This window comes from Desulfatitalea tepidiphila (assembly GCF_001293685.1).
Classification (GTDB): Bacteria; Desulfobacterota; Desulfobacteria; order Desulfobacterales; family Desulfosarcinaceae; genus Desulfatitalea; species Desulfatitalea tepidiphila.
On the sequence record NZ_BCAG01000001.1, the window covers coordinates 968,618 to 993,090 of the forward strand.

Consider the following 24,473-nt stretch of genomic DNA (forward strand, 5'->3'; position numbering starts at 1 on the left):
AGAAAATGATCATGAAGTACGTGGATATCAACTGCGACATGGGCGAGAGCTTCGGGGCCTACACCGTGGGCCGGGACGACGACGTGATCGCCCACATTACTTCGGCCAACATCGCCTGCGGGTTTCACGCGGGCGACCCCATGGTGCTCGGCCGTACGGTGCGTCTGGCCGGTGAAAATCGGGTGGCGGTGGGCGCCCATCCCGGCTTTCCGGACCTGATGGGCTTCGGCCGGCGCAACCTCGACTGCACCCTGGATGAGATCCGAAGTTACATCATCTACCAAGTGGGCGCCGTGCGCGCCTTTTGCGATGCGGCCGGGGTCCAGTTGCAGCATGTCAAACCCCATGGCGCCCTCTACAACCTGGCCGTGGGCGACGAGGCCCTGGCCCGCACCATCGCCGAGGCCGTGGCCGCCATCGACCGGGCGTTGATCCTGGTGGGCCTGGCCGGCCGCAACGGGGTCCGGTTGCGCGAGATCGCCGCCGAAACGGGGTTGCGGGTGGCGCTGGAAGCCTTTCCGGACCGTGCCTACACAGCCGAGGGCACCCTGGTGTCGCGCCGCAAACCGGGCGCGGTGATCAAAGACCCGGCACTCGTGGCCGACCGCGCCTTGATGATGGCCGCCGAGGGGCGGATCATCGCCGAGGACGGCTCGGTCCTGGACCTTGCGGCTGACACCCTTTGCGTGCACGGCGACACGCCGGCGGCCGTGGATCTGGCTGCGCACATCCGGAGGAAACTGGCCGGCGGCGGCGTGGAGGTGGTCTCCATGGCCGAGGTGCTGCGCCGGCAGGCGGTGTGAGGCGTCGATTCCATGGTTGAAGGATTGTTCATGGAGGCGCGTTTTCGGAACAGCGGCGACCGGGTGCTGCTGGTGGAGTACGGCGATCGGGTGGATCTGCGCATCAACGAAAAGGTGCGTGCCATGACCGAGCTGCTGCGCCAGGCGCAGCCCGTGGGCGTCGAACTGGTGCTTCCCGCCTATCGATCGCTGGCCGTGGTCTACGATCCGTTGGTCACGTCGCCGACCGTCCTGCAGGAGAGTTTGAACCGTCTGGAAGAGAAGCTGAACGCGGTGGAGGTGCCGGCTCCGCGTACCGTAGAGATACCGGTCTGCTACGGCGGCGACTTCGGCCCGGACATCGGCCAGGTGGCCGACCACAACGGCATCGACGTGGCGCAGGTCATCGCCATCCACACGGCACGGCCTTACCACATCTACACGATCGGCTTCGCGCCGGGATTCTGCTACCTGGGCGGGCTCGACGAGCGGCTGCACACCCCACGCCTGGCCACCCCGCGCACCGCGGTGCCGGCCGGTTCGGTGGGCATCGCCGAGGCCCAGACCGGCATCTATCCCCTGGAGAGTCCGGGCGGATGGCGCCTGATCGGGCGCACCCCCCTGAAGATTTTCGACGCCCGCCGGCCGTCGCCTTTTCTCTATCAAACCGGCGACAGCCTGCGGTTTGTGGCCATCTCCGCGGATGCGTACCACCGGATTCGGGAAAAGGAGGGGGCCTGATGGAGATGTTTCGCGTCCATGCGCCTGGTCCCTATACGACCATTCAAGACCTGGGACGATTCGGCTTTCAGCACATGGGCGTGCCCCCTTCCGGGGCCCTGGACCCCATGGCGCACACTGCCGCCAACCTGCTGGTGGGCAACGAGCCCGATTGCGCCACCCTGGAGATCGCTTTCCTGGGGCCGCTGCTCGAAGCCCTCGGCACGGCCGACATCGCCCTCAGCGGCGCGCAGATGCCCCTGCGCGTGAACGACCGACCGGTGCCCCAGTGGGCTTCGGTAAGGGTACGGAAGGGGGATCGCATCCAGGTGGGGCAGGCCGAGCGGGGCTGCCGCGCCTATCTGGCGGTCAGCGGCGGCTTCGATGTGACCCCGGAGATGGGCAGCCGTTCCACTCTGGTCAGCGCCGGGCTGGGCGGAATCGAAGGCCGCGCACTGAAAGCCGGCGACCTGCTACCGCGCGGACCCGTCCGGCTGCTGGCACGGCCGCGGCGGCTGCCCTGGGTACCGCTCTATGACACCCTGATCCACCTGCGGGCCGTTCCCGGCCCCCAGGACGATTGTTTCACCGAAGGTCTGGAGACCTTCTTTTCATCGGTCTACACGGTGAGCGACAAGGCCAACCGCATGGGCTACCGCCTGACCGGGCCGGCGGTGGCGCGCGATGGCGGCGCGCCCCAGAGCATCATCTCGGAACCGAGCATTCCCGGCAATGTCCAAGTGCCGCCCGACGGCCAGCCGATCATCCTGATGGTCGAACAGACCATCGGCGGCTACACCAAAATCGCCACGGTGGTCACCGCCGATCTCTTCAAAATCGCCCAGGTCGGTCCGGGCGACCAGATCCGTTTTCACCCGGTCACCCTGGAAAGGGCCCACACCCTCTACCGGGAGTGGGCCGCCTACCTGCAAAACATGCGGGACGTTCTGGACGAGCTATAAGACTTCGATCAGGAAGACTTCGATCAGCAGTTTCCCATCAGGCGCCGATGTAGGCCTTGCGAACCTTTTCGTCATTTTTCAGCTGTTGGCACTCGCCAGTGAGAACACAGCACCCGCTCTCGAGCACGTAACCGCGCTCGGTGATGTGCAGGGCCATGTTGGCGTTCTGCTCGGAGAGGAAGATGGTGGTGTCCATCTCGCGGTTGACGTTGGAGATGATCTCGGCGATCTGCTGGACGATCAGCGGCGCCAATCCCACCGAGGGCTCGTCGAGCAGCAGCATGCTCGGCTCGCTCATCAAAGCGCGGCCGATGGCCAGCATCTGCTGCTCGCCGCCGCTGAAGGTGCCGGCGGCCTGTTGGCTTCGCTCCCTGAGAATGGGGAAAAGCTCGTAGACGCGATCCATGTTTTTCTGAATTTTCTTCTTGTCGTTGCGCAGCGGGTAGGCGCCGAGCAGCAGGTTCTTGCGTACCGACAGTTCGGGGAAGAGCTGGCGGCCCTGGGGGCAGAGCACCAGGCCCTGCGCCACGATCTTGTGCACCGGCAGCCGGTGGATGGGGGCGCCGTTGAACGTCACGGTGCCGGTGGTGGGTTTGAGCACACCGGCGATGGTGCGGAACAGGGTGGTCTTGCCGGCGCCGTTGCTGCCCAGCAATGCGACAAACTCGCCTTTCTGGATCTCCAGGGAGACGCCGTGAATGATCTGCAGGTCGCCGATTTTGGTATGCACACGCTCCAGCTTAAGCATTCGCTTCACCTCCCAGGTAGGCTTCGATCACCGCCGGGTTGGTCTTGATTTCCTCGGGGGTTCCCTCGGCGATCTTCTTTCCGAAGTTGAGTACGACGATACGGTCGGCCATGCCCATGATCATCTGCATCTTGTGTTCGATGATGATCACCGTAATGCCGTGCTCGTCGCGGATGCGATGGATCAACTGGGTGATGCGATCGGTCTCTTCATGGATCAGGCCGCCGGTGGGTTCGTCGAGCAGCAGGAGTCGGGGTTTGCTGACAATGGCGATGCCGATGGCCAGTCGTTTCTGCTCCTCCTGGGAGAGGGTGGGGATGAAGTGCTCGGCCTTGTCGGTCAGGCCGAGAAATTCGAGGACCTCCATGGCGCGCAGGAAGGCTTCGGTCTGAAAGTCCTTCCACTTGGGCGTGTGCAGCAAGGTGTTCCAGAAACCGAGCCGGGTGCGCCATTTATAAGCGATCATCAGATTGTCGATGACGCGCAGTTGATCGAAGAGACTGGTGGTCTGAAAGGTCCGCGCCACGCCCTTGGTGACGATGCGGTAGGGTTTCATGGCGGTGATGTCCTGGTCGTCGATGAACACCTTGCCGGAAGTGGGCGGCAGCGTGCCGGTGATCAGGTTGAAGGCAGTGGATTTTCCGGCGCCGTTGGGGCCGATGATGGCCAGGATCTGTCCCTGGGCGACCTCGAAGCTCAGGTCCTGGACCGCCGTGAGGCCGGAGAACCGTTTGGTGAGATATTTAACGCTTAACATGGCCGGCCTCCGTTGATCTGGATTGACGCCAGGCGGCGATCTTCTGGTTCAGCAAACGCAGGCCGCCGACAAATCCCTGGGGGAAGTAAATGATGACCACCACGAGCAGGAGACCGAAAATCAGCATGCGATAATCTCCGAGGAACTGCATGAACTCCATGATGATGGGGATGGCGAAGGCCCCGATGACCGCGCCGGGCAAGGTGGCGATGCCGCCCAGGATCAGGTAGATCAGGAAGTTGAAGGTGACCATGTGGCTGGCCGCGCTGGGCCCCACCGCGCCGATGATGCTGGCGTAGATGCCGCCCGCCATGCCGGCGATGAAGTTGGACACCACGAACGAGAGCAGTTTGGTGGCGAAGGTGTTGATCCCGACCGCATCGGCCAGCGGCTCGTTGTTGCGCACGGCCATGAAGGTGAGGCCCAGGATCGAATAGACGATGCGATTGAGGGCGAACAGGGTGAGCAGCAGAAAGGCCAGGGCCAGGTAGAACTGGGCGGTCTGGCTGTTGAATTCGATCTGCCCGACGAACGGTATGGTGATGGGCGATGGGCGCGCGATGCCGAAGATGCCGTTGTGACCGCCGGTCAGCTCGATCCAGTTGCCGGCCACGATCCAGAGGATGACCCCAAAGCATAGGGTGACGATGGCGAAATAGTGCCCCCGCGTGCGCAAGGACAGCGCGCCGATCAAAAGCCCGGCAAAGGCGGTGATGACGGCGGACAGGGGCAGTGCCAGCCAGAAGGAGAGGCCGGCCTTGGTCATGATGGCCACGCCATAGGCCCCGATGCCGAAAAAGGCGCCGTGGGCAAGGGACGCCTGGCCGGTATAACCGATGATCAGGTTCATGGAGGCCGTGGCGATGGCGAACAGAATGCTCATGATGACGATCTGGAACAGGTAGCGGTCCGGCACATAAAAGGGCAGAAGCAGGGCCGCGACGAGGAGAACCAGGTAGAGTATCTTGGTGTGGATCGGCTTGGTGAACACGGTCTTATCCCTCCCTTTTGCCAAAGATGCCGGTCGGCTTGATGGATAGAATCACGATCAGGGCGCCGAAGGCGAACACGTCCTTGTATTCCGCCGAGATGTAGCCGCCGCCCAGCGCTTCGATCAGGCCGAGGATGTAGCCGCCGAGGATCGCGCCAGGAATGCTGCCCATGCCGCCGAGGATCACGATGATGAAGGCTTTCATGCCCAGGATCGCCCCCATGGCTGGCGAGAGCATGAAGATAGGGGAGAGAAAACTGGCCGCCACCGCTGCGGTGGCCGAAGATATGAAAAAGGTGATGGCCGAAACCCGGTTCACATTGATGCCGTTGAGCATGGCGCCTTCCCGGTTCTGTGCCACGGCTTCGATGGTGGTGCCCATCAGGGTCTTTTTAAGGAACAGGTGCAGCAGGACGATGAGCGCCGCGGCGCCGACGATGACGATCAGACGCTGCAACCCCACTGTAATACCCATGACATTGTAGATCTGGGGGTGCGGATTGGCGATGCGCAATCCCTGGGGGCCCCACACCACCAGGGCCAGAGATTCGAGGAACAGCAGGGCGCCGATGGCCGCGATGAAGGCGTTGATGTGCGGGCCGTCGCTCAAGGGACGGTAGACGATTCGCTCCATGACAGCGCCGATCAGGCCCAGGACGATCACCGAGAGCAGCAGCGCGCCCCAGTAGCCGAGGCCGATGTTGCTCATGAAGAAATAGGTGATGTATCCCCCCAGCATGTAGAGATGGCCGTGGGCGAAGTTGGGAATGTTCAGGATTCCCATGACCAGGGTCAACCCCAGCGCCACGATGGCATAGGTGCTGCCGAACATGATGCCGTTGAACACTTGTTGCAGAAAAAGCTCCATGTAACGATCACCTCGTTGAAATCAGTGTAATGCGCCGGGGAGGCGCGCTGACTGCGCATGCCTCCCCGGCGGTGGGTGTCAGAATGCGAACAGATGGTGAAAACTACTCCTGCAGATACCCCTTGATGGGCATCCAGCGGATTTCGATGCCTTCGGCCAGCATCTTTTTGGCCTTTTCAAAAGCGGCTTCGTCTTTGGCCCACCAGATGTACTGGTAGGCGTGTTTGTAGGCGCCGTCCTGGATCACGCCCACGGTGGCCGCGACAAGCAGCTTCTGATTCAGCGTACCGACATAGGGAGTGGGCACTTGAGACTCGCTCTGGGGCAGCACGCTGGGAATGGCGGCCTTGATGGCCCTGGGATCATCGATGGTGCCGGCCTTTTCCATAGCCGCGAAAATGATGTGCACGGCCGAGTAGTTCAGCATGGCTTCAAAGGTGTTGTGCACCTTGTATTTTGTTTCGTATTCGGTGTTGAATTTTTTGATCACGGGGGAGGGCAAATCCAGCACTCGGCATACGCCGATGACGCTGTCCATCTTGGAAAGATCGCCCTTGAAAACCACGTCGGCGACGTAATCCATCTTGGCCTGGTCGACCAGGACGAAGCCGCCTTTGAAACCGAGGTTGCGCGCCTGCTCGATGACCAGGCCGGTGGGTTCGGAGGGCCCGCCGATGAGCAGGTATTCGGGATTGGTGGCTAAAACCGCGCTCAACTGGGCCGAAAAATCGGTTTCGGTGTAGTAGTTGGCCGGTTTGTCGGCCAGGATCTCCCCGCCCTTTTCCGTCCAGTGGTGTTTCCAGGCCTCACGCCACTCGTCGCCGTAGGCGCCCAGGGTGACCATCATGGCACCCTTGCGCCAACCCATCTGCCAGGCCGTGTCGGCGAACGCTTGCACATAGGCGGTAAACGGCGGCGGGATGGAGGACGCCAGCTTGTTGGGGATCTCCTCGATTTTGGGCGTGGAGCTGTATGCCATCATAAGGAATTCGGAGCCGGGCTGCTCGTTGATCTGCATCAACGGCGCGATGGTGTTGAAGACCGGATTGAAGATCACGACCGCTCCGGATCGGGCCGCCAGCCGACGGGCATTGTTGACCGCCGCGGTGGGGTCGATCATATCGTCGTAGCTTTCGATTTTGACTTTGTATTTTTTACCCTTGATCGTCAGACCGCCGGCCTTGTTGATGTCGTCGGCCGCCATGAGCAGTCCGTTGAGATTGTCCCGCCCATAGCCGGCGCCAGGCCCGCTCAACGGGCCGGTGAATCCGATGACCACATCCTTGGCATAGGCGCCCGAGCAAAGGATCGCCAGCGCCAGTATGCCCAACCCCAGCCCCACTGAAAACTTCCTCATTTTTTTCATAACCTTGCCCTCCTGTTGGTGTGAGATGTGCGGCGACCGGTGATCGCCCCTGCAGTTATCTTCGGCTGCGGCTTGCCATACCAGCGTCGCACTATTTTTGTCGGGCAGCTCCGATCCAACGGCGCCCCCGGCAATAGCTCGGGTTATGGTACCATGGTACTCAATCTCTTGGATATCAGGTTGTCGCTTTCAGGCCCGCCTGCAACAGAAAAGGCAGGCGTTATGGCAGGATGTGATCCTTGATGCAGCATTCCTGTGATGTGTCCCATGCAGTTGTCGATTGCCAAGCAGTGCGTTACTGCAAAATGTTCTATCTTTTTAATCCGGGTTCAGTACTGAACGGTAATTAAAAACTGGAAGCCTGTCAACCCCAAAAACGAGCGTTCGTTCGCCCTTGAGCGACGGTTGATACAGAGGGGGGAGTTGTCTTAATGGCCGATCCCGGGATAGGGGTTGGGCTAACAGAACAATGCCCCCACCGACTTGCGGACTGGGGGCATTGAATCATCAATACGTTGGCCGATGCGATGGAACCGGTCAATTGAACGCCAATAGTCGAGGAGTGGCTAGAAGGGGATATCGTCCTCGGGCACATCCTGCATGGGCGGTTCGGGATAGCCCTGGTCTTCCGCTGGAAAATTTCCGCGGTTGCCGCCTGGTTTGGGCCGCCCGCCCGAATCGCCGCGGCCGCCGAGAAACTGTACGGTGGAGGCGACGATTTCCGTGGTGTAGCGCGTGACTCCGTCTTTTTCCCACGAACGGGTCTGCAGTTTGCCTTCGACATAGACCTGGCTGCCTTTGGAGAGATATTCACCGCAGATTTCCCCGAGCCGGCGCCAGGCTTTGATACGGTGCCACTCGGTTTGCTCTTTTTTCTCGCCGGTCTGCTTGTCCTTCCAGGTTTCCGAGGTGGCGATGGTGAAAGATGCCACGGCCGTGCCGTCGGGCATGTAGCGGATTTCGGGATCTTGTCCCAAATTGCCAACCAGTATGACTTTGTTAATGCCTGCCATGAAATGCCTTCCTTTCCTGTTGATTGAAGATCCTTGGTGTAGCCCGATTTTCGGCCGCAGGGTCTGGGCCGAAGCCGCGAGTGGCTCTTTCGGGTGCGCCTTGGGTGTTTCGGCAAAGGATGTGGATTGCCGAACCTACTGCTTTTTTTTATAGAATGCAACCGGATGGGATTCGGGTTGAAATGAAACGGTTCGACCGAATGGTTGTCAGGCCCATGTTTTATTGGATGGGGCCTTTTTGTCAACCCCTAATTGTGGTCGAGCTTGATGTGTTGCCCTTGAAAAATCAGCGGATCAGGCGCCGCCGCAATCGGCCCAGAACAGGCTCTTTGGCGCGGATCGCGCCGTGCAGGCACACTTCGAGGCAGCAATAACAACGGATACAAAGATCGTAATCGAATTGGATGCCCCGGGTGTCGTGACTGATGGCTTTGGCCGGGCAAATCCTCCAGCACTCTCCGCACAATTTGCATTTTTTTGTTGTCCACCACCGGTTTCTGGAGCATGTAACGCCGCATGAAGCGGCTGAACGACTCGGGGCCCAGGCTCAGCGAGTTGAGTTCGGGAAATTTGAAGTCCTCGACGATACGCAAATCCCCGTTGACGTGGACGTGGCCGTCGAAGAACCCCATGTCGCGTGCGATGGCATTGGTCAGCAGCTGGCCGGGATTGAGACCGAGCAGCGTGCAAATGGTCTTGTCCACCGCATGTGGATCGGTACCGCCTACCAGCAGGTCCAGTTCACGCGGTGTACCGCTCTTGCCCGGCCCCTGGCCCTCCAGAGCCAATATGCCGTCGACGATGGTAAACGCCGGACGAACCGCCTGGCAGATCTGCACCAGCAGTCGGGCGAACAGCTGGCGGTCGACGCCGGAGCGCATATGCCATTCGGGCTTGCGCAGGCCGACGATGCAACCGAAAAGGTTTTTGGCGCCCAGGGTAAGATACATCTGGGCATGGGTTTTGAGTTTGGCCAGGTTGATGACCCGATCGGCCTCGACCGCGTCTCGGGCGATGGGGATGCGACCGAACGGTTCGCCAATGTCCACGTCGATCGATTCCTCGAAAGGTTTCAGCTCGACATCCAGCCCTTCGAGGGCCGCCTTGTAGCCGGTTTCGGTGATGACCTTGCGGAAGCTGCCGACGCCGGGGCTGTCGGACACCTGGACCTTGGCGCCCCGGTCGAGCAGGTATTCCACCACGGCCCGGCAGATCATGGGGTGCGTGACGATGCCCTTGTCCGGTGCGGCCGGAAGAAGAAGATTGGGCTTGATCAGCACGCGGGCGCCTGGAGCGATCCAATCCGCCCCCATGCTGTCGAGCATTTCCGTGACCTGGGATCGAATCCGGGCGGAATCGTAGGCCGATTTTTTGACGAAGACTTTGGTCATGTTGTCCGGTGTCGGAACCGAGGCGGCTCTGTTACAGGGTGACGCCTTTTCATTGCGAGCCATTCAATCCCGTTTACAATTGTTTGGGCGGCTGATAGAGCTCCGGCGATTTCGGGGCACCTTATTATTGATACCCGTCGTTATCAAGGGCTTTCTGGGAAATGCCAATGGATACGGTACCACCCGCCAATCTGGAAAAACAGATCAAACGCCATGTGATCGGCCGATCGCACGATTTTTACGCGATGTGCACGCCCGGCCTCGAGGAGATGTGCGCCCGGGAGGTGGCGCGTTTGTCGGACACGATCGCCGTGCTATCGGTGACCCCGGGCGGCGTCGGATTCAGCGGACGGCTGGAGGACCTGATGCGCGCCAACCTGCATCTGCGCACGGCGGGCCGGGTGCTGATGCGGTTGGCCACTTTTAATGCCGCCAATTTCAGACAACTGCGGAAAAGGGCGGCGGCCATCGCCTGGGATCGTTACTTGCCCGAGGGGTGCTTGCCGTTGTGCAAGGTGAGTGCCCATCGCTCGCGGTTGTACCATTCCGGGGCCGTGTCCGATCAGTTGACCGCAGTCATCGCCGACTTCTGGCGGCAACGTCATGCCTCCTACCGCACCGACCCGGGCCAGGTGCTTTATCTGCGGCTGGAAGAGGATACGGCCACCGTCTCTTTGGACAGCAGCGGCGCCAATCTCTACTTGCGCGGGATAAAGCGTCATGGCGCGCGGGCACCGTTGCGCGAGACGTTGGCAGCCGGCATTCTGCATCTTGCCGGATACGACCCGGACCGCCCCCTGTTCGACCCCATGTGCGGGGGAGGCACCTTTTCCCTGGAGGCGGCCCTGATCGCCAAGCGGATAGCGCCGGGCCTTTTTCGGGAATTCGCTTTCATGCAATGGCCGGCGTTTCGCCAGCCGCGCTGGCGCCACTTGACCGTATCGGCCAGAGAGGAGGCGCGGTCCCTGGCGCGTCCCATGATCCATGCCTCCGACACGGACGCCGATGCCTGCCGGGGATTGGAAGAGACGGTGGACCGGTTCGCGCTCGACGATGCGGTTCGTGTGGCGTGCCGAGATTTTTTTTCCATCACACCGCCCCTCGACTGGCTGGGCGATGGGCGGCCGGGCCTGGTGGTGCTCAATCCTCCCTATGGACGACGGCTCGTTTCGGACCGCCGGCCGCCTCGGTATTACAAGCACATCGGCGAAAAGCTGCATGACGATTTCCGAGGGTGGCGGGCGGCAGTCATTTTACCTGAGGCGGCGCTGATCGGCACCCTGCCGTTGGGTTCCCATGCCACCCGATTATCACATGGCGGCTTGACGATATGGCTGCAGGTGGGCATTGTCGCCTGATGTGATGCAAGGAAGGTTGCTTTACATGGAAACAATATCTAAAATTAATGTGTTTGAGGACATACCGGCCGTTTTGCCCGACGAGTGGTCTCAGACCCTGTTTCGCGGCGCACAGGTTAAGATCGAGCGCATCGTCTCCAAAGGGCACCGTTCACCGCCCGGGTTCTGGTATGATCAGCATTGGGACGAATGGGTGGTGTTGCTCAAAGGCGGTGCCGGATTGTGTTTTGAGCATGACCCGGTGGAAAGGGTGCTGGCACCTGGGGATGCGGTGCTGATTCCAGCGGGCGTGCGGCATCGCGTGTCCTGGACCGACAACCAGGAAGAGAGTGTGTGGTTGGCGGTTCATATGACGGCCGCAGCCGTGGGGCGCGACGCGACGTCTTGAACGGATTCGAGATGGGAAACCATCGAATGAGCCAATAACAGCAAAGGAGGGTTCCAGCGATGGATAAAAGTGCATATCAGCAAATCCTCGACGCGGCCATCCAGGGGGAGATCGAGGCCAACCGGTTCTATCAGCAGGTGGCCGAAAAAGTCGCCGACCGTTTCCTCAAGGAGATGTTCCTCGAATTTGCCAGGGAAGAACAGAAACATCGGCAGATTCTGGAGGGGTTTCGAGAACGGTCGGATATGGCCATCCATTTTGCGCAGGTGCCCGACTACCACGTGTCCGAAACCGTGGAGGTATCGGAAACCTTGTCCATGGAGATGAAACCGGCCGATGCCATTGCCCTGGCCATGAAAAAGGAAGAGAGGGCCATGCGGCACTATACCCAGCTGGCCGAGGCCTGTGATGACGAGGCCCAGCAGAAGGTGTTTCTCGAACTGGCCGCCATGGAGCGCGGACACAAGGCCAGGATGGAAAACGCCTTCGTGGATATTGGCTACCCCGAAGTGTGGTAGCCGCAACCAAGGATTGTTGCGCACCGTGATGTGTCGAACCGATTTTCAATTCAAGATGACGGCCCTCGGCGTCCTGTTTGTTCTCGCGGCCGCCCTGTCTGCCGGACGGGCGGCCCGTGCCGATCGATTTGAAGAAGACGCTACCTGGTCAGATGGTTTCCTGCAGGAAGAGCGGATCGGGCTGACGGAAACCATGAGGCTGATTGCCGGGCAAATAGAAGTTCTGCTTACCCAAAAAACCGGCGCATCGGCGTTTGTTTGTCGGGGAGAGCCGATTTGTGCGATCCAGCTGCTTCCGGCCTTTTATGCCCAACGCCAATATCAACCCTTGTGGCTCGATGAACAGGGGCTCCGCCCCACCGCGCTATCCTTGATCCGCGCCGTCTTCAGTGCCACCGATGACGGGCTCGATCCGTCCGATTACCATCTCGACACAATGATCGCCGCCCAGGAAGCCGTCGGTTCGGGCCGCGTCTCCCTGACCGACCATTCGCCGGAACAATGGGCCGAGTTTGACATCGTGTTCACCGATGCGTTTCTATTGTATTGTTCCCACCTTTCCGGCGGCAGAATAAACCCCCAAACGCTGCATAACGACTGGGTGATATCCGTACCTGCCATCGACATGATGGAGGTCCTGAACGAGGTGGTCACCGAGACCCAGCTCGATCGTGCCATCGACCGATTGCGGCCGTCTCACCGGGGCTATGCCGAATTGCGTGCCCGGCTTATCAAGCTTCGTGAAATCCAGGTTCAAGGCGGATGGCCGCAGGTTCCGGACGGAGACACCTTGGAGCCCGACATTCGCGATGCGCGGGTGTTGCCGCTGCGGCATCGCTTATTGGCCGATGGCGACCTTCCTGTCACCGAGTTTCCGGAGGCGCCCGATCATTTCGATGAGGAACTCGTGGCCGCGGTCAAGCGGTTTCAGATGCGCCATGGGCTCAAGGCGGACGGCCGAGTGGGGCGTCGGACCCTGGAGGCCCTGAACACGACGGTGGCCCAGCGCATCCGGCAGATCGAATTGAATCTCGAACGTTGGCGTTGGGTCCCAGGCGACCTGGGGGATCGTTATATTTATGTCAATACGGCCGATTTCAGGCTGGAGGTGGTGGAGCACAATCACGTGTCGCTGGAAATGCCTGTGATCGTGGGTAAACCGGCCCGCCGCACCCCGGTCTTCAGCTCGCAGATGACTTACATGGTCGTCAATCCGGAATGGACCGTCCCTTTTACCATTGCCGTGGAGGACATGCTGCCGCAAGCGGTCGGCGATCCCGAATTCTTCGATCGCCTGGGCATCCGCGTCTATTTTGGCTGGGACGAAAAAGCCCCTCCGATCGATCCGAGTTACATCGACTGGCGCGCATACGGGTCGAACAACTTTCCTTTCCGCTTCGTGCAGGCACCGGGTCCGAGCAATGCCCTGGGGCGCTTTAAGTTCATGTTTCCCAACCAGTTTGCGGTCTATTTGCACGACACCCCCCATCGGGGTCTGTTCGGCCGGATCGAAAGGGATTTCAGTTCGGGTTGTATCAGGATTTCAGATCCAGTCGCGCTGGCCGAATATCTGATCAGAGAAGACCCATCCTGGTCGTCCCGGAAGTTGCGGAAGATCCTTGATCAACGCAAGACCGAAGTGATCCATATCGCCAAACCCATATGGGTTCACCTGCTCTATTTAACCACTTGGGTGGATTCAGACGGCACGCTTCAGTTTCGTAAGGATATCTACGACCTGGATGCCGAATTGGCCAAGGCCCTCGGCAGGAGGCGGACCCATGCAGTGTACGGCGGCATAGCCGGCAGATTCGGCCGCGTCTCCGGAAATGTGAATTGAGAATATAGGGTTGTGGGGAAATTCTTCAGGCTGCTGTCATGATGTCGGCCCCATTACCACTTGCGGACGGGGCCGGTATCCAGATGGACGAAATCAGAACTGGCGTAGTACCCCACGCCCCCGGTTTTCATCTGGACGCATAGATCGCGCAATCTTCTGGTGTTGTAGCCAGGCAGCCGGATGTCGATGGCTTGGCCTTTGGTGTGGAAACTGGTTTTGGCGACGCCTCGTGTATTGCGGCGCAGCATTTCATTGGTGGAAGGGCTGCGGTAGCCCGATATGACCTCAAAGGGTGTTTTCGGTCGGATTCTGCATCTGACAGCATACAGCATATCCAGCAGGTCGGTGTCGATGGCCGTGATCTCTCCGCTGCGATGGTCCCGCAAAATATGGTTGATCTCATCCAGTCCATCGGCGCAGTACCCGTCGCGAGTACGGTAACAGACCTTGACCTGCTCCTGCGTGTGGGTATTGTAAAAGGCCAGGTATCGCGGTGCCTCGAGGGCGTTTACTGTGTTGGCGAAAGCCTCGAGCGGAAGCATGCTGCCGGCCAGGGCGCCGATTCCCATCTGGATGAATTTTCTTCGATGGCAGGTAAGCATCTGGTCAGATTCCAATCCTTATGATTTCTGGATATTTCGACCCACATCTCGATTCACACTCTGACCGAGAAGAACAGCAAAGAGTGTGCCGTTTGATTGCCCGCCTCTGGTATAGGGGACATATCTACCTGCAAAGTTGTTTTTATAATAATTTAACTTAATGAAAAATCAAGGAAAAGATTGTGACAGCCATCCTCGCCGCAGTGGGGGAGGCATATCTGAAAAGATCTCGTGGTTAGACGTCGGGAGGTGACAAAAATCGGCCGGTGCGTCAAAAATGTGCAAAAAAGCGTTCGGCTTTGGTCATTTTTTTTGAACACCACCCTGAAGCGCATGCAGGCAAGGGGGAGAGGCCCGATAACCGGTGCTATCGTTCAGCGGCCTCTCCCAATTTGGCGAGCAATGAATGAAGCGGTCATCATCAACCTGCCGCGACCTTGATGGTCCGCGGCGCGGCCTTCTCAACCTTGGGCAGGGTCAGCTGGAGCACACCATCTTTAAGTTGCGCATCGATACGTCCCTGGTCGATGACTTCACTCAGGGTGAATTGACGATAGTACTTTCCGATTTCGTACTCGATAAGGATATCCTTTTCGTTCGGTCCTTCAAAAGGTTGTACTTCGCCGCTGATGGTCAGGACGTCGTCCCTGAGGTCAACCGTTAGATCTTCCGGCCTTACTCCCGGAAGATCTGCTAACAGCATCAGTTTCTGATCGGTTTCGTAAATATCCACGTTGGGTGAAAAGACGATCCCCGGCCGGGTTTGTTCGGCCGGCGTGGCGACCTCCTGCTTCTCTTTTACTTTCAATTCTTTTTGGGCGGTATCGGTCATGGCGTTTTCCTCCTTCTCATGCGTGCAGTTTAATTGCCGATGGAAATGCGCTTGGGTTTTGCCGATTCGGCCTTGGGTAACCGGACGGTGAGGATCCCGTTGGACAATCTGGCCTCGATCCTGTTGGGGTCGATCTCCTTGGGAAGAGCGAAAGCTCTTGAAAAGCGGCCACCTTCGCGCTCCCGGCGATGATATTTGGCCGATTCATCCACGGCTGCCAGTTTCCGTTCGCCGGAAATGGTCAAATTGCTTGCGGTGGCTTGAATGTCCAAGTCTTCGGTCTTGACGCCGGGCAGTTCGGCACGCAGGTTATAATGGTCATCCTCCTCGGTAAAGTTGATGGCCGGAAACACACCGGCACCCATTGCACCTGGAGCCCGGCCCCCGAATGCATCCATGATGCGATCCATTTGCTGACGCATACGGGTCAGTTCATCGAACGGGGTAAGGTTGCGTAATGTGGGCATGCCAAAAAATCTCGGGTAAAACATAGCGACCTCCTCTTATAAGATTTTTTACATTCATCAGTTGCGATTGCCTCATGCAGGGTGTTGTTGTATCGATTTGTGTGACAAAAAATTAGAAACGAATTGAACCATGTCAATATGTCAATGTCCAAAAATTTACATTATTAAATTGACCGAAACCTATATGGTAATGGTATCGGGTCGACAGGATGGCATGGGGTGCCATCCATGTGAACACGCGTTCGATGCGATGCAGTCGACCGTCGGTTCGTTTGTTGAAGGCCGCCGTTCTGTGGTGTGATGCCGGGTTGTATCGCGTTTGATTTTATCATAAACAAGGATGCAGAAACTTGCGCCACAATGACGGCAGATGGACCGCGGCGCCCATGAATACCCACACGATGCACTGTTGGACTGAATCCTTTCGACAATCAGTAAAAGGAGGTCGGCATGCGGATCGGTTTTGTCGGCGGAGGCAAGGTGGCCACGGCTTTTGGCCGGTACTTGCATGCGCACGGATTGGCTGTCTCAAATTATTATGATCGGCACGAAGACAAACTATCCCATGCCTGCCGATTGACCGGGGCACATCCGTGTCAAAGCGCCGCAGAGGTCGCGAAGATGAGCGATATGGTGTTGATCACCACCCGTGATGATCAAATCGAGGGGGTCTGTCGGGATCTTGCGGATCATGGGGTTATCCGAAAGGATCATTTGGTGGGGCACATGAGCGGCGCGCACCCCTCGTTGATCTTACATGATGCGGCCAGGCAGGGTGCAGCCATATTCAGCCTGCATCCGCTCCAGGCGTTTGCCGAGGAAGAAAAGGCGCTGGCCGATCTGCCTGGCACCTATTTCAGCATCGAAGGGACGGATCCACGCCTGGCGTCGGTCGAAGAGATCATGGCGAAGACCGGCAACCGTTTCTTTCGACTGCTTCCGGAGCACAAGCGCCTGTATCACCTGTCGGCATGCATTTTTTCAAATTATCTGGTCACCCTGATGGCGTGCGGCCTGGAGGCGCTTTCCCACAGCGGTATTCATCCCGAAGATGGATTTCCCGCCATGATGCCCCTGATCCAGGGCACCATAGACAACATCGCCCGCCTGGGGCCGCCCAAATCCCTCACCGGACCCATTGCCCGTGGCGATGTGACCACCATCGAAGCCCATCTCACTGCCATGGCGGATCCGTCTCTGGCATCGCTGCGGCAGTTCTACGCCTTTATGGGATTGAAAACTCTGGATTTGGCAATCGAAGACGTGTTACAGGACCCCCTTAAAGCCAATGCATTGAAAAAAGTATTGGAAATGGGGTAGGGGCCCTCATCAGAAAAGGAGCGAATCATGGCAACAGAGAAATTCACGATTCAATCGTTCAAATCCGCGAAAATCGAGAAGCGGCCCATCAGCATGTTGACCGCCTACGATTACGCGACCGCCACGCTGCTCGACGAAGCGGGCGTCGACACCCTACTGGTGGGAGATTCGCTGGGCATGGTGATGCTGGGGTATGAAAACACTCTGCGGGTTACGATGGACGAGATGATCCACCATACCAAAGCCGTGGCCAGGGGGACCCGCAGGGCGCTGCTGATCGCCGATATGCCCTTTCTCTCCTATCACGTGAGCGTGGAGGATGCCATTCGCAATGCAGGTCGCTTCATTCAGGAAGGCCATGCGGAGGGGGTGAAGTTGGAAGGCGGCCAGGACGTCATCGAAAAAGTTCGCGGCATCGTCAAGGCCCAGATCCCGGTGCTCGGTCATTTGGGGTTGACCCCCCAGTCGTTGAATGTCTTCGGAGGATTCAAGGTCCAGGGCAAGGATCTGGAAGCGGCGCGACGCCTGATCGACGATGCATTGCTGCTCCAGGACGCCGGGGTTTTCGGTATCGTCCTCGAATGTGTCCCCGACCAGCTGGCGCGGGTGATCAGCGAGAAACTGGAGATTCCCACGATCGGTATCGGCGCAGGTCCTCACTGCGATGGCCAGGTGCTGGTCATTCAGGACCTTCTCGGGACTTTCCGTAGGATGCGTCCCAAGTTCGTTAAGACTTACGCCGAAATGGGGGACAGCACCGTGAATGCCGTTAAAAATTATATCGAAGATGTGCAGCAGAAGCGTTTCCCGGCGAAAGAGCACAGCTTTCAAATGGAACCGAGTCTGGTTGAAAAATTGTAATCGGCCGGTTTAACGCCGGCAGCGGCGTCACCGGCGCCATCAAAGAACAACTCAATTTTATCACATGGGTATCATGCAGATCGTACAGACCATTGCGCAGCTGCGCGCCGAGTTGAAAACCATGCGCGCCGGAGGAAAGACGGTGGGCTTCGTGCCCACCATGGGATATCTTCACGACGGCCACCTCTCGCTGGTTCAAAAGGCCCGCCAGGAAAACGACATCGTTGTGGTGAGCGTGTTCGTCAACCCCACCCAATTCGGCCCCAACGAAGATCTGGATGCCTATCCCCGCGACGCCGAACGAGACCTGAGCCTGCTTCGCGCCGGCGGAACGGACATCGCCTTCTTCCCCGCCGTCGATGAGCTTTACCCCCCAGGCTTCACCACTTATATCACCGTCGAAGGCCCAATGACCCAAACGCTTTGCGGTCGGTCGCGTCCCACACATTTCCGCGGCGTGGCGACCGTGGTTTCCAAGCTTTTCAATATGGTCGGACCGGATCGTGCCTATTTCGGTCAAAAGGACGCCCAGCAGGTGGCGGTGATCGAGCAGATGGTTCGGGATCTGAATTTTGACATCGAGATCGTGGCCTGTCCCACGGTGCGTGAACCGGATGGCCTGGCGATGAGCTCGCGCAACACCTACCTGAGCCAAACGCATCGGGCCCAGGCCCCTTTGATTTCCCAGGCACTGTTCGGTGCAAGGGATCTGGTCGAAAAAGGGGAAAGGCATTCGGCGGTCGTGGTGGATTACCTGAAAACCAATATCCAGCGGATCGACGGTGCGGAAATCGACTATGTCTCGATTGCCGACTCCCGATCTCTGTCAGATCTCGATATCTTGAAGGGCGATGTCCTGATCGCCGTGGCCGTGAAGCTGGGGCGTACGCGTCTGATCGACAATATCCGCATCAAAGTTTAATCTGGAATGGTGGATCTATCTTGGGTCTGATGAGACATGCGGAACCGTCAATCTGGGCATGATCGGTTCCATCCCGTGGATCCGAACATCCTCGATCATCAACCTCACCAGCGCTTCGTCGAGGCATCTGCCGGCCATTTCATCCAGAAGGGCAAATGCATGTCGTCGTGATTTTCGCCGTTGGTAGGGACGGTCCGTTGTAATGGCATCGAAGCAATCGGCGATGCTGACGATTTTGGCGGCAAGGGGGATCTCGTTTCCGTGCAATCCAAACGGATATCCACTGCCGTCAATGCGCTCATGGTGAAATAATACGGCATGGTAAATATTGGCATTGCAATGGATATGTTGCAGCAAAGCTGCGCCGATCAGGGGGTGGCTGCGAACCTCGCCGATCATTTCCGTTGAGAGGGCGGCCTGTTTGTTGCTGAAGATTGTGTCGCTCAAGGCCAGCTTGCCCAAATCGTGAAGCATACCGCCCATCGTAATGTCGCGTGACATATCCACGCTCAGTTTGGCCTTGATAGCCAAGCGCCGGCTATAGGCAGCCACCCTTTGAGCATGCGCGTGGGTATAGCTGTCTCTTCGACCCAAGGCAGAGGCCATCATAAAGAGCGTGCGGGTGTCGTTTGTTTCTTGTCTGTCAGCGACAATCGGTTTTTTTACGGCAATACCCAAAATCATATCCTGCACAGGAGCCGATCATGCGTGGATCCTCTCACGAGATCGAGCGGAACGGCGACTCAAGCGAACTGATTATTTTCTTTAGCCAATTTTTATTATGGTGTCAACGAAACTCTATGGTGTGCCGGGGTTCGCTTCGGACGCGGCGGTGGGTTCAAATCGGGTCCCAAAGCAAGTTGTCGGCAGGAACGCATCATTGCCGTGCCTTGCGGGCTAGCCTGCGATAAACAGCGAGGGTCTGCCTTTCCGTTTCGGCCAGGGTGCCACTGTTGTCGATAACCATGGTGGCCCGGGCGACCTTTTCTTTCAAGGGCATTTGCGATGCCATGCGCGCCTTGGCTTCTGCAGGACTCAGCCCGTTGCGCCGGGTCAGGCGTTCGAGTTGAATCGGTTCGGGGGTATAGACCACGATGATATCGGTCAAGCCTTCGGTACGGCCGGTTTCGAACAACAACGGAATATCCATGATCACGACAGCGTCCGGGTGATTCTCGGCAATACGCGCCATCTGGCGATCGATTTCCGCGCTCACCCGGGGATGAACGATGGCCTCGAGTCGACGACGCGCATCTGGATCCTCAAAAACCATTCGGCCCAATTTTTCACGGTTGAGCAATCCTTCAGGTGTCAGCATATCATCGCCGAAATGGCGGCGGATCTCCTCCAAAGCGGGCTGGCCGGGAGCGACCACGTCATGCGCAATCTGATCGGCGTCGATGATCAATGCCCCTGATCGGCGTAAAAACGTCGCAACCGTCGATTTCCCCGATGCAATGTTGCCTGTCAGTCCTGCAACTATCAAAATACCCTCTCCCTTGTACATTCGTTAAAGATAACGGTCGCTAAGGCCGATGTATGCTTGAGAAACAACCAACGGCATTTTAAGGACTTGGAATTTAGATGCAATATAAAAGTTGAACGCCCGGGACACATCGGACAATGCCGACACCATTCTCTGCCAAATCCATCCTGTTCGTCGACGAGGAGCTCTATGTGCGCAAGGCGCTGCAGCGCAGCTTCCGGGATGTGAGCGATGAATGGGAGCTGCGTTTTGCCAACGACCCGGCCGAAGCGTTGCAAGTCATGGCGCAGGCAGAGGTGGATGTCCTGGTGACCGAGATGGTGTTTGCAAGCGGTCCGAGCGGCCTGGATTTCCTCGAGACCGTCCGCAACAGTCATCCCCAAACCGTCAGGATCATCCTCTCCGGATACGTAGACCGCGACATTACATTGAAAACCGTCGATCTGGCCCACCAATTCCTCTCCAAGCCGTGCGACGACAGTGATCTGAAAGCCACGATTGCCAAGGCCTTTTTGATGTGGGATCTTTTGGCGCAGGACTCGCTGAAAAAGGTGGTGACCCGCATCGATGCGCTTCCCAGTCTGCCTTCCCTGTATGTCGAATTGGTCGAAGCGCTCAAAGCCGAAAACAGCTCGGTGCAGCAGGTCGCCGATATCGTTTCCAGGGATCTTGAACTCACGGCTAAGCTCCTTAAGCTGGTCAACTCTTCGTTCTTCGGCTTGCCCCAAAGGGTTGCTCACCCCGCCAAGGCCGTCAGTCTGCTGGGGTTGGATCTGGTCCAATCCATCGTGCTGGCGTCGAGCGCTTTTGAAAAATTTAACCACTTGGCACTGCAGGGGTTTTCGGTTGCCCAGCTATGGGACCACGCCATTCAAACGGCTGCCCTGGCCAAAGCCATCGCCCAGGAGGCGGATATGCCACGGGCGGATGTGGATACCGCTTTCATGGCTGGTTTGCTTCATGATATTGGTAAGTTGTTGATTGCGTCCAATTTGCCCGAGGAATTTCGTGCCATTATCGAACAGATGCGTGTGCGTGACTGTGGCATGGCATTGGCCGAAAAGCATCTCCTCGGGACCACGCATGCCGCCATTGGGGCTTATTTACTGGGTTTATGGGGGCTGCCCGATGCCATCATCGATGCCGTCGCCTACCATCATCAACCCGGCGCTAAGTCAGGCGACACGCTGGGGATCACCGGTATCGTGCATGTTGCCGATGGATTCGATCAAGTGATCGGCGGCGCTCGCGACCGGGCCGGGGCGATCCCCACTGGCTTGGACTGGGCCTATTTGGACCGGATCGGTTGCGCTGCCAAGATCACACAATGGCAACGACTTTGTTCGAAAAGCCTGGCTCACGATCTCCATTGAGACGTTGACGGAGGCATTGCCGGTGATTTTTGCGACCGCTTCATGTCCACTCTACAAAGGCCCGAACAGCGATGGCACCGACGGGTTTTGACTTTACACGCCTACGTTCATGGTCTATAGAGGTAGCCCGTATCAAGCATTGAATCTTTCCTGGTAGTTGATTGAAAATATTTGCCTTGTCCCCCAAGGCAGCATTGAAGAGGTGGTTGTGCAACCCCTTGTTCAAATCGTTTTGGCGACCCGCAACGCCGGAAAAACCAAAGAGATTATTGACCTTCTGGAAGACTATCCCGTTCGAATAAAAAACCTGAATGATTTCGGACCGATCCCACCCATCGAGGAAGACGGGGCCACCTTCGATGAAAATGCTTACAAAAAGGCCAGCTTAACCGCTCGCTATTTAGGTCTTCCCGCCCTTGCGGATGACTCCGGTCTCACGGTGGCGGCCTTGAATGGCGCGCCCGGCGTCTATTCGGCGCGCTACGGCGGTGAAAATGCCACGGACATGGATCGGTGTCAAAAATTGCTTGCTGAAATGTTGGATCATGAGGATCGCCGGGCCGCTTTCGAGTGCGTCCTCTCTTTGGCCGTACCCACCGGACCCGCTTTGACTTACGAAGGCCGCTGCGAGGGGTTGATCGCCCGATCTCCTTCAGGAGAGAATGGCTTTGGATATGATCCCATATTCTTTTATCCGCCGCTGGGTAAGACCTTCGCCCAGCTCACCATGGCCGAAAAAAGCCATGTCAGTCATCGTGGAAAGGCATTGCGGGAGTTGCGTGAGGAATTCGACAAAGTGATCGTTTGGCTTCGGCAGCAGATGCCCCAACTCGACAGGCAAGGTTGATTCGATCTGCAAACGGGGCGGTATATGGCTTTTGGGCCGATTTGGAAATTTTTCTGACCGATACATTCAGTAAAGGAGTGGTACATGCTCAAATTCTACGAAGGCATAGATATTGTTAAGGAAATCGGTGGAGTAAAAACTGCCGAAGCAGCTCGTACACTGCTCGAAGAGCGCATGTCGGCCGAGCAGTATGCACGCATCGCGGGTTTTGAGGATCCAGAGATCATATTGAAAATCGCCAATGCCGCCGTGATGTGCGAGCCGGACCAGATCTTCATCAATACCGGAACCGAAGCCGACAAACAATTCATCCGGGACATGGCCCTGCAAAAAGGGGAAGAAGATATATTGCCGATGAAGGGCCACACCATCCATTATGACCTCAAGGAGGAGCAGGGACGAATCATCGATCGAACCTATTATATCTCCAATCCCGGGGAGTCGGTGAGTTCGCTGGCCAATCGCATGCCGCGCGCCGAGGCCATCGAAACCGTCCGAAAGGGCATGGTCGGCATCATGCGCGGCAAAACCATGGTGGTGGGGTTCTACTCCAGAGGGCCGGTGGGGTCGCCGGTATCCAATCCGGCCATTGAAATGACCAGCTCCGCGTATGTGTCCCACAGCGCCGAAATCCTCTACCGGAATGCCTACAACGATTTTGAAAGGGAAGCCCGCAAGCTCGGGCACTTTTATACCAATATCCACAGCGAGGGGCTCAATCGACCGGAAGATCTGCCCAATGCCCGGGTCTTCATGGATCGTGCCTATCGCACCACCTATGCCTATAACTGCACCTACGCCGGCAATACGCTGCTATTGAAAAAGGGCAACCATCGTTTTTCCGTCGATCGTTCGGTCTATGAAAAGCGCGGTTACGAGCTGGCCGAGCATATGTTCATCACCTGCATGCGAGGCCAGAATGGTCGCATCACCGGCATTACCGGCGCTGCGCCCAGCGGTTGCGGCAAGACGACCACGGCCATGGCCGGCGACGAATTCGTCGGCGATGATCTGGCCCAGATGTGGATCGCCGAAGACGGCACCATTCGTTCGGTCAACCCGGAATGCGGCATCTTCGGCATCGTGGAAGATGTCAACGAAGAGGGCGACCCGGTGCTGATGCGGTGCCTGCGTCATCCGGGGACCGAAGTGATCTGGTCCAATGTGCTCATCGATGAAAACGGCGTGCCCCAATGGGTCGGCAACGGCGAGCCCACCCCGCTCAAAGGCCGCAATTTCCAGGGCGACTGGGAAAAAGGGATGAAGGATGCCAAGGGGAAAGAGATCCCCATCTCGCATCCCAATGCGCGGTGCACGCTGGCGTCGAGCGCCCTGAGCAACTATTCCACCCTGGCCGAGGACCCGACGGGCGTCGAAACACGTGTCGTGACCTACAGCGGTCGCGACAGCGACACCATGCCGCCGGTCTGGACGGCCCGCAATTCGGATGAGGGCGTGGTCATCGGCGCCTGTATCGTTTCGGCGGCCACGGCCACGGAAGTCGGCGCCACCGGGGTCAAGCGCGCTCCATGGGCCAATGCCCCGTTTATTCCCGGCCCCCTGGGCGACTACATGGACGCGCAGTTCAAGTTCTTCGGCAGTGGTCAGATCGGCAAAGGCAAGCGACCGGTCATGGCGGGGTTGAACTACTTTTTGACCCACGAAGCCCGCGGGGGCACAGGCAAAAAGTTGCTCGGCGAAAAACGCGACGTCAAGGTGTGGCTCTCCTGGCTGGAAAGACGCGCCCACGACGAGGTGCAGGCCATCGAGACGCCCATCGGCTTTATTCCCAAGTATGAAGACTTGAAGCGCCTTTTCAAGGCCCGCATCGACAAAGACTACCCGCGCGACCTCTACGACAAGCAGTTTTCACTTTACATCGACAATATCGTCAAGCGCATCGATCTGCAGTTGGACGCCTATGGTAAAGAAGACAACCTGCCGGCGCGGCTTTTCGAAGTACTCAAGGTGCAGCGCGAAGGGTTAATGGCGCTCAAGGAAACATACGGGTCCATCGTCACCCCGGCGCAGCTGGAAGCCGCATCTGGAAACTGATCGACG

At 58.1% G+C, this 24,473-nt stretch carries 25 protein-coding genes; 13 read left to right on the top strand and 12 right to left on the bottom strand.

Annotation, left to right across the window (positions count from 1 at the left end; translation table 11 throughout):
• Positions 1-11 precede the first annotated feature (11 nt).
• The 3 genes from DFT_RS04215 to DFT_RS04225 are packed head-to-tail and all read left to right on the top strand — an operon-like array spanning position 12 to position 2,464.
• Complete coding sequence (locus tag DFT_RS04215; protein ID WP_054030083.1) at positions 12-803, top strand: LamB/YcsF family protein; 792 nt, start codon at positions 12-14, stop codon at positions 801-803.
• 12 nt (positions 804-815) lie between these two features.
• Positions 816-1,523 carry a 5-oxoprolinase subunit PxpB gene (gene pxpB, locus DFT_RS04220; protein ID WP_152971848.1) on the top strand — a complete coding sequence of 236 codons (708 nt, stop codon included), beginning with the start codon at positions 816-818 and terminating at the stop codon, positions 1,521-1,523.
• The gene (locus tag DFT_RS04225) at positions 1,523-2,464 is read left to right on the top strand and encodes a 5-oxoprolinase subunit C family protein (protein WP_054029967.1); all 942 of its coding nucleotides are present in this window, start codon (positions 1,523-1,525) and stop codon (positions 2,462-2,464) included. Before pxpB ends, DFT_RS04225 begins: the two co-directional genes overlap by 1 nt.
• Positions 2,465-2,501: 37 nt before the next feature.
• Here the strand turns inward: DFT_RS04225 and DFT_RS04230 are convergent, their stop codons facing one another.
• The 7 genes from DFT_RS04230 to DFT_RS27440 form a co-directional block, all read right to left on the bottom strand.
• Positions 2,502-3,212 carry an ABC transporter ATP-binding protein gene (locus DFT_RS04230; RefSeq protein ID WP_054029968.1) on the bottom strand — a complete coding sequence of 237 codons (711 nt, stop codon included), beginning with the start codon at positions 3,210-3,212 and terminating at the stop codon, positions 2,502-2,504.
• Positions 3,205-3,969, bottom strand: a complete 765-nt coding sequence (locus tag DFT_RS04235) for an ABC transporter ATP-binding protein (RefSeq protein WP_054029969.1) — start codon at positions 3,967-3,969, stop codon at positions 3,205-3,207. Before DFT_RS04235 ends, DFT_RS04230 begins: the two co-directional genes overlap by 8 nt.
• Positions 3,956-4,960 (bottom strand): branched-chain amino acid ABC transporter permease, encoded by a 1,005-nt coding sequence (locus tag DFT_RS04240; RefSeq protein ID WP_054029970.1) that lies wholly within the window; start codon positions 4,958-4,960, stop codon positions 3,956-3,958. Before DFT_RS04240 ends, DFT_RS04235 begins: the two co-directional genes overlap by 14 nt.
• A 4-nt stretch (positions 4,961-4,964) precedes the next feature.
• The gene (locus tag DFT_RS04245; RefSeq protein ID WP_054029971.1) at positions 4,965-5,828 is read right to left on the bottom strand and encodes a branched-chain amino acid ABC transporter permease; all 864 of its coding nucleotides are present in this window, start codon (positions 5,826-5,828) and stop codon (positions 4,965-4,967) included.
• Between the two features lie 103 nt (positions 5,829-5,931).
• A complete protein-coding gene (locus tag DFT_RS04250; protein ID WP_054029972.1) occupies positions 5,932-7,194 on the bottom strand; it encodes an ABC transporter substrate-binding protein in 1,263 nt (420 codons plus the stop codon).
• Between the two features lie 566 nt (positions 7,195-7,760).
• A complete protein-coding gene (gene ssb / locus DFT_RS04255; protein WP_054029973.1) occupies positions 7,761-8,207 on the bottom strand; it encodes a single-stranded DNA-binding protein in 447 nt (148 codons plus the stop codon).
• A 248-nt stretch (positions 8,208-8,455) separates the two neighbouring features.
• The gene (locus tag DFT_RS27440) at positions 8,456-9,661 is read right to left on the bottom strand and encodes a DUF362 domain-containing protein (RefSeq protein ID WP_083453310.1); all 1,206 of its coding nucleotides are present in this window, start codon (positions 9,659-9,661) and stop codon (positions 8,456-8,458) included.
• A gap of 104 nt (positions 9,662-9,765) precedes the next feature.
• Between DFT_RS27440 and DFT_RS04265 the strand changes: the two genes are divergently transcribed.
• From DFT_RS04265 to DFT_RS04280, 4 genes are read left to right on the top strand one after another with little or no spacing between them, the layout of a single operon-like run.
• On the top strand, positions 9,766-10,956 hold the full coding sequence (locus DFT_RS04265; protein ID WP_054029975.1) for a THUMP domain-containing class I SAM-dependent RNA methyltransferase: 1,191 nt from the start codon (positions 9,766-9,768) through the stop codon (positions 10,954-10,956).
• A 25-nt stretch (positions 10,957-10,981) separates the two neighbouring features.
• Entirely contained in the window at positions 10,982-11,344 is a 363-nt protein-coding gene (locus DFT_RS04270) for a cupin domain-containing protein (protein ID WP_054029976.1), read from the top strand.
• Between the two features lie 59 nt (positions 11,345-11,403).
• Positions 11,404-11,862 (top strand): ferritin-like domain-containing protein, encoded by a 459-nt coding sequence (locus tag DFT_RS04275; protein ID WP_054029977.1) that lies wholly within the window; start codon positions 11,404-11,406, stop codon positions 11,860-11,862.
• Positions 11,863-11,890: 28 nt separating this feature from the next.
• Positions 11,891-13,702, top strand: a complete 1,812-nt coding sequence (locus DFT_RS04280) for a L,D-transpeptidase family protein (RefSeq protein ID WP_054029978.1) — start codon at positions 11,891-11,893, stop codon at positions 13,700-13,702.
• A 53-nt stretch (positions 13,703-13,755) separates the two neighbouring features.
• Here DFT_RS04280 and mepK read toward each other — a convergent pair whose 3' ends face one another.
• The 3 genes from mepK to DFT_RS04295 form a co-directional block, all read right to left on the bottom strand.
• A complete protein-coding gene (mepK, locus tag DFT_RS04285; protein ID WP_054029979.1) occupies positions 13,756-14,304 on the bottom strand; it encodes a peptidoglycan L,D-endopeptidase MepK in 549 nt (182 codons plus the stop codon).
• Between the two features lie 421 nt (positions 14,305-14,725).
• Positions 14,726-15,136, bottom strand: a complete 411-nt coding sequence (locus DFT_RS04290) for an Hsp20/alpha crystallin family protein (RefSeq protein WP_054029980.1) — start codon at positions 15,134-15,136, stop codon at positions 14,726-14,728.
• Positions 15,137-15,165: 29 nt separating this feature from the next.
• Positions 15,166-15,627, bottom strand: a complete 462-nt coding sequence (locus DFT_RS04295) for an Hsp20/alpha crystallin family protein (protein WP_054029981.1) — start codon at positions 15,625-15,627, stop codon at positions 15,166-15,168.
• A gap of 426 nt (positions 15,628-16,053) precedes the next feature.
• Here DFT_RS04295 and DFT_RS04300 point away from each other — a divergent pair, with 426 nt between their 5' ends.
• The 3 genes from DFT_RS04300 to panC all read left to right on the top strand — a co-directional run bounded on the left by DFT_RS04300 (position 16,054) and on the right by panC (position 18,706).
• Positions 16,054-16,923, top strand: coding sequence for a Rossmann-like and DUF2520 domain-containing protein (locus tag DFT_RS04300; protein WP_054029982.1), 870 nt, complete (start codon positions 16,054-16,056; stop codon positions 16,921-16,923).
• A gap of 27 nt (positions 16,924-16,950) precedes the next feature.
• Positions 16,951-17,784 (top strand): 3-methyl-2-oxobutanoate hydroxymethyltransferase, encoded by an 834-nt coding sequence (panB, locus tag DFT_RS04305; protein ID WP_054029983.1) that lies wholly within the window; start codon positions 16,951-16,953, stop codon positions 17,782-17,784.
• A gap of 73 nt (positions 17,785-17,857) precedes the next feature.
• Entirely contained in the window at positions 17,858-18,706 is an 849-nt protein-coding gene (gene panC, locus DFT_RS04310; protein WP_054030084.1) for a pantoate--beta-alanine ligase, read from the top strand.
• Between the two features lie 15 nt (positions 18,707-18,721).
• Here panC and DFT_RS04315 read toward each other — a convergent pair whose 3' ends face one another.
• The gene (locus DFT_RS04315; protein WP_161807074.1) at positions 18,722-19,300 is read right to left on the bottom strand and encodes an HD-GYP domain-containing protein; all 579 of its coding nucleotides are present in this window, start codon (positions 19,298-19,300) and stop codon (positions 18,722-18,724) included.
• A gap of 283 nt (positions 19,301-19,583) precedes the next feature.
• Positions 19,584-20,192, bottom strand: a complete 609-nt coding sequence (gene coaE / locus DFT_RS04320; RefSeq protein ID WP_200907010.1) for a dephospho-CoA kinase — start codon at positions 20,190-20,192, stop codon at positions 19,584-19,586.
• A gap of 137 nt (positions 20,193-20,329) precedes the next feature.
• Here coaE and DFT_RS04325 point away from each other — a divergent pair, with 137 nt between their 5' ends.
• From DFT_RS04325 to DFT_RS04335, 3 genes are all read left to right on the top strand, one after another.
• Positions 20,330-21,565 carry a response regulator gene (locus tag DFT_RS04325; RefSeq protein WP_054029986.1) on the top strand — a complete coding sequence of 412 codons (1,236 nt, stop codon included), beginning with the start codon at positions 20,330-20,332 and terminating at the stop codon, positions 21,563-21,565.
• 208 nt (positions 21,566-21,773) lie between these two features.
• Positions 21,774-22,412 carry an XTP/dITP diphosphatase gene (locus DFT_RS04330; RefSeq protein ID WP_054030085.1) on the top strand — a complete coding sequence of 213 codons (639 nt, stop codon included), beginning with the start codon at positions 21,774-21,776 and terminating at the stop codon, positions 22,410-22,412.
• An 84-nt stretch (positions 22,413-22,496) separates the two neighbouring features.
• Positions 22,497-24,467 carry a phosphoenolpyruvate carboxykinase (GTP) gene (locus tag DFT_RS04335; RefSeq protein WP_054029987.1) on the top strand — a complete coding sequence of 657 codons (1,971 nt, stop codon included), beginning with the start codon at positions 22,497-22,499 and terminating at the stop codon, positions 24,465-24,467.
• Positions 24,468-24,473: the final 6 nt, after the last annotated feature.

Coding starts and splice junctions, on each gene's coding strand:
- DFT_RS04215 (WP_054030083.1), top strand. CDS start 12: ATGAAGTACGTGGATATCAACTGCGACATGGGCGAGAGCTTCGGGGCC.
- pxpB (WP_152971848.1), top strand. CDS start 816: ATGGTTGAAGGATTGTTCATGGAGGCGCGTTTTCGGAACAGCGGCGAC.
- DFT_RS04225 (WP_054029967.1), top strand. CDS start 1,523: ATGGAGATGTTTCGCGTCCATGCGCCTGGTCCCTATACGACCATTCAA.
- DFT_RS04230 (WP_054029968.1), bottom strand. CDS start 3,212: ATGCTTAAGCTGGAGCGTGTGCATACCAAAATCGGCGACCTGCAGATC.
- DFT_RS04235 (WP_054029969.1), bottom strand. CDS start 3,969: ATGTTAAGCGTTAAATATCTCACCAAACGGTTCTCCGGCCTCACGGCG.
- DFT_RS04245 (WP_054029971.1), bottom strand. CDS start 5,828: ATGGAGCTTTTTCTGCAACAAGTGTTCAACGGCATCATGTTCGGCAGC.
- DFT_RS04250 (WP_054029972.1), bottom strand. CDS start 7,194: ATGAAAAAAATGAGGAAGTTTTCAGTGGGGCTGGGGTTGGGCATACTG.
- ssb (WP_054029973.1), bottom strand. CDS start 8,207: ATGGCAGGCATTAACAAAGTCATACTGGTTGGCAATTTGGGACAAGAT.
- DFT_RS27440 (WP_083453310.1), bottom strand. CDS start 9,661: ATGGCTCGCAATGAAAAGGCGTCACCCTGTAACAGAGCCGCCTCGGTT.
- DFT_RS04265 (WP_054029975.1), top strand. CDS start 9,766: ATGGATACGGTACCACCCGCCAATCTGGAAAAACAGATCAAACGCCAT.
- DFT_RS04270 (WP_054029976.1), top strand. CDS start 10,982: ATGGAAACAATATCTAAAATTAATGTGTTTGAGGACATACCGGCCGTT.
- DFT_RS04275 (WP_054029977.1), top strand. CDS start 11,404: ATGGATAAAAGTGCATATCAGCAAATCCTCGACGCGGCCATCCAGGGG.
- DFT_RS04280 (WP_054029978.1), top strand. CDS start 11,891: ATGTGTCGAACCGATTTTCAATTCAAGATGACGGCCCTCGGCGTCCTG.
- mepK (WP_054029979.1), bottom strand. CDS start 14,304: ATGCTTACCTGCCATCGAAGAAAATTCATCCAGATGGGAATCGGCGCC.
- DFT_RS04290 (WP_054029980.1), bottom strand. CDS start 15,136: ATGACCGATACCGCCCAAAAAGAATTGAAAGTAAAAGAGAAGCAGGAG.
- DFT_RS04295 (WP_054029981.1), bottom strand. CDS start 15,627: ATGTTTTACCCGAGATTTTTTGGCATGCCCACATTACGCAACCTTACC.
- DFT_RS04300 (WP_054029982.1), top strand. CDS start 16,054: ATGCGGATCGGTTTTGTCGGCGGAGGCAAGGTGGCCACGGCTTTTGGC.
- panB (WP_054029983.1), top strand. CDS start 16,951: ATGGCAACAGAGAAATTCACGATTCAATCGTTCAAATCCGCGAAAATC.
- panC (WP_054030084.1), top strand. CDS start 17,858: ATGCAGATCGTACAGACCATTGCGCAGCTGCGCGCCGAGTTGAAAACC.
- DFT_RS04325 (WP_054029986.1), top strand. CDS start 20,330: ATGCCGACACCATTCTCTGCCAAATCCATCCTGTTCGTCGACGAGGAG.
- DFT_RS04335 (WP_054029987.1), top strand. CDS start 22,497: ATGCTCAAATTCTACGAAGGCATAGATATTGTTAAGGAAATCGGTGGA.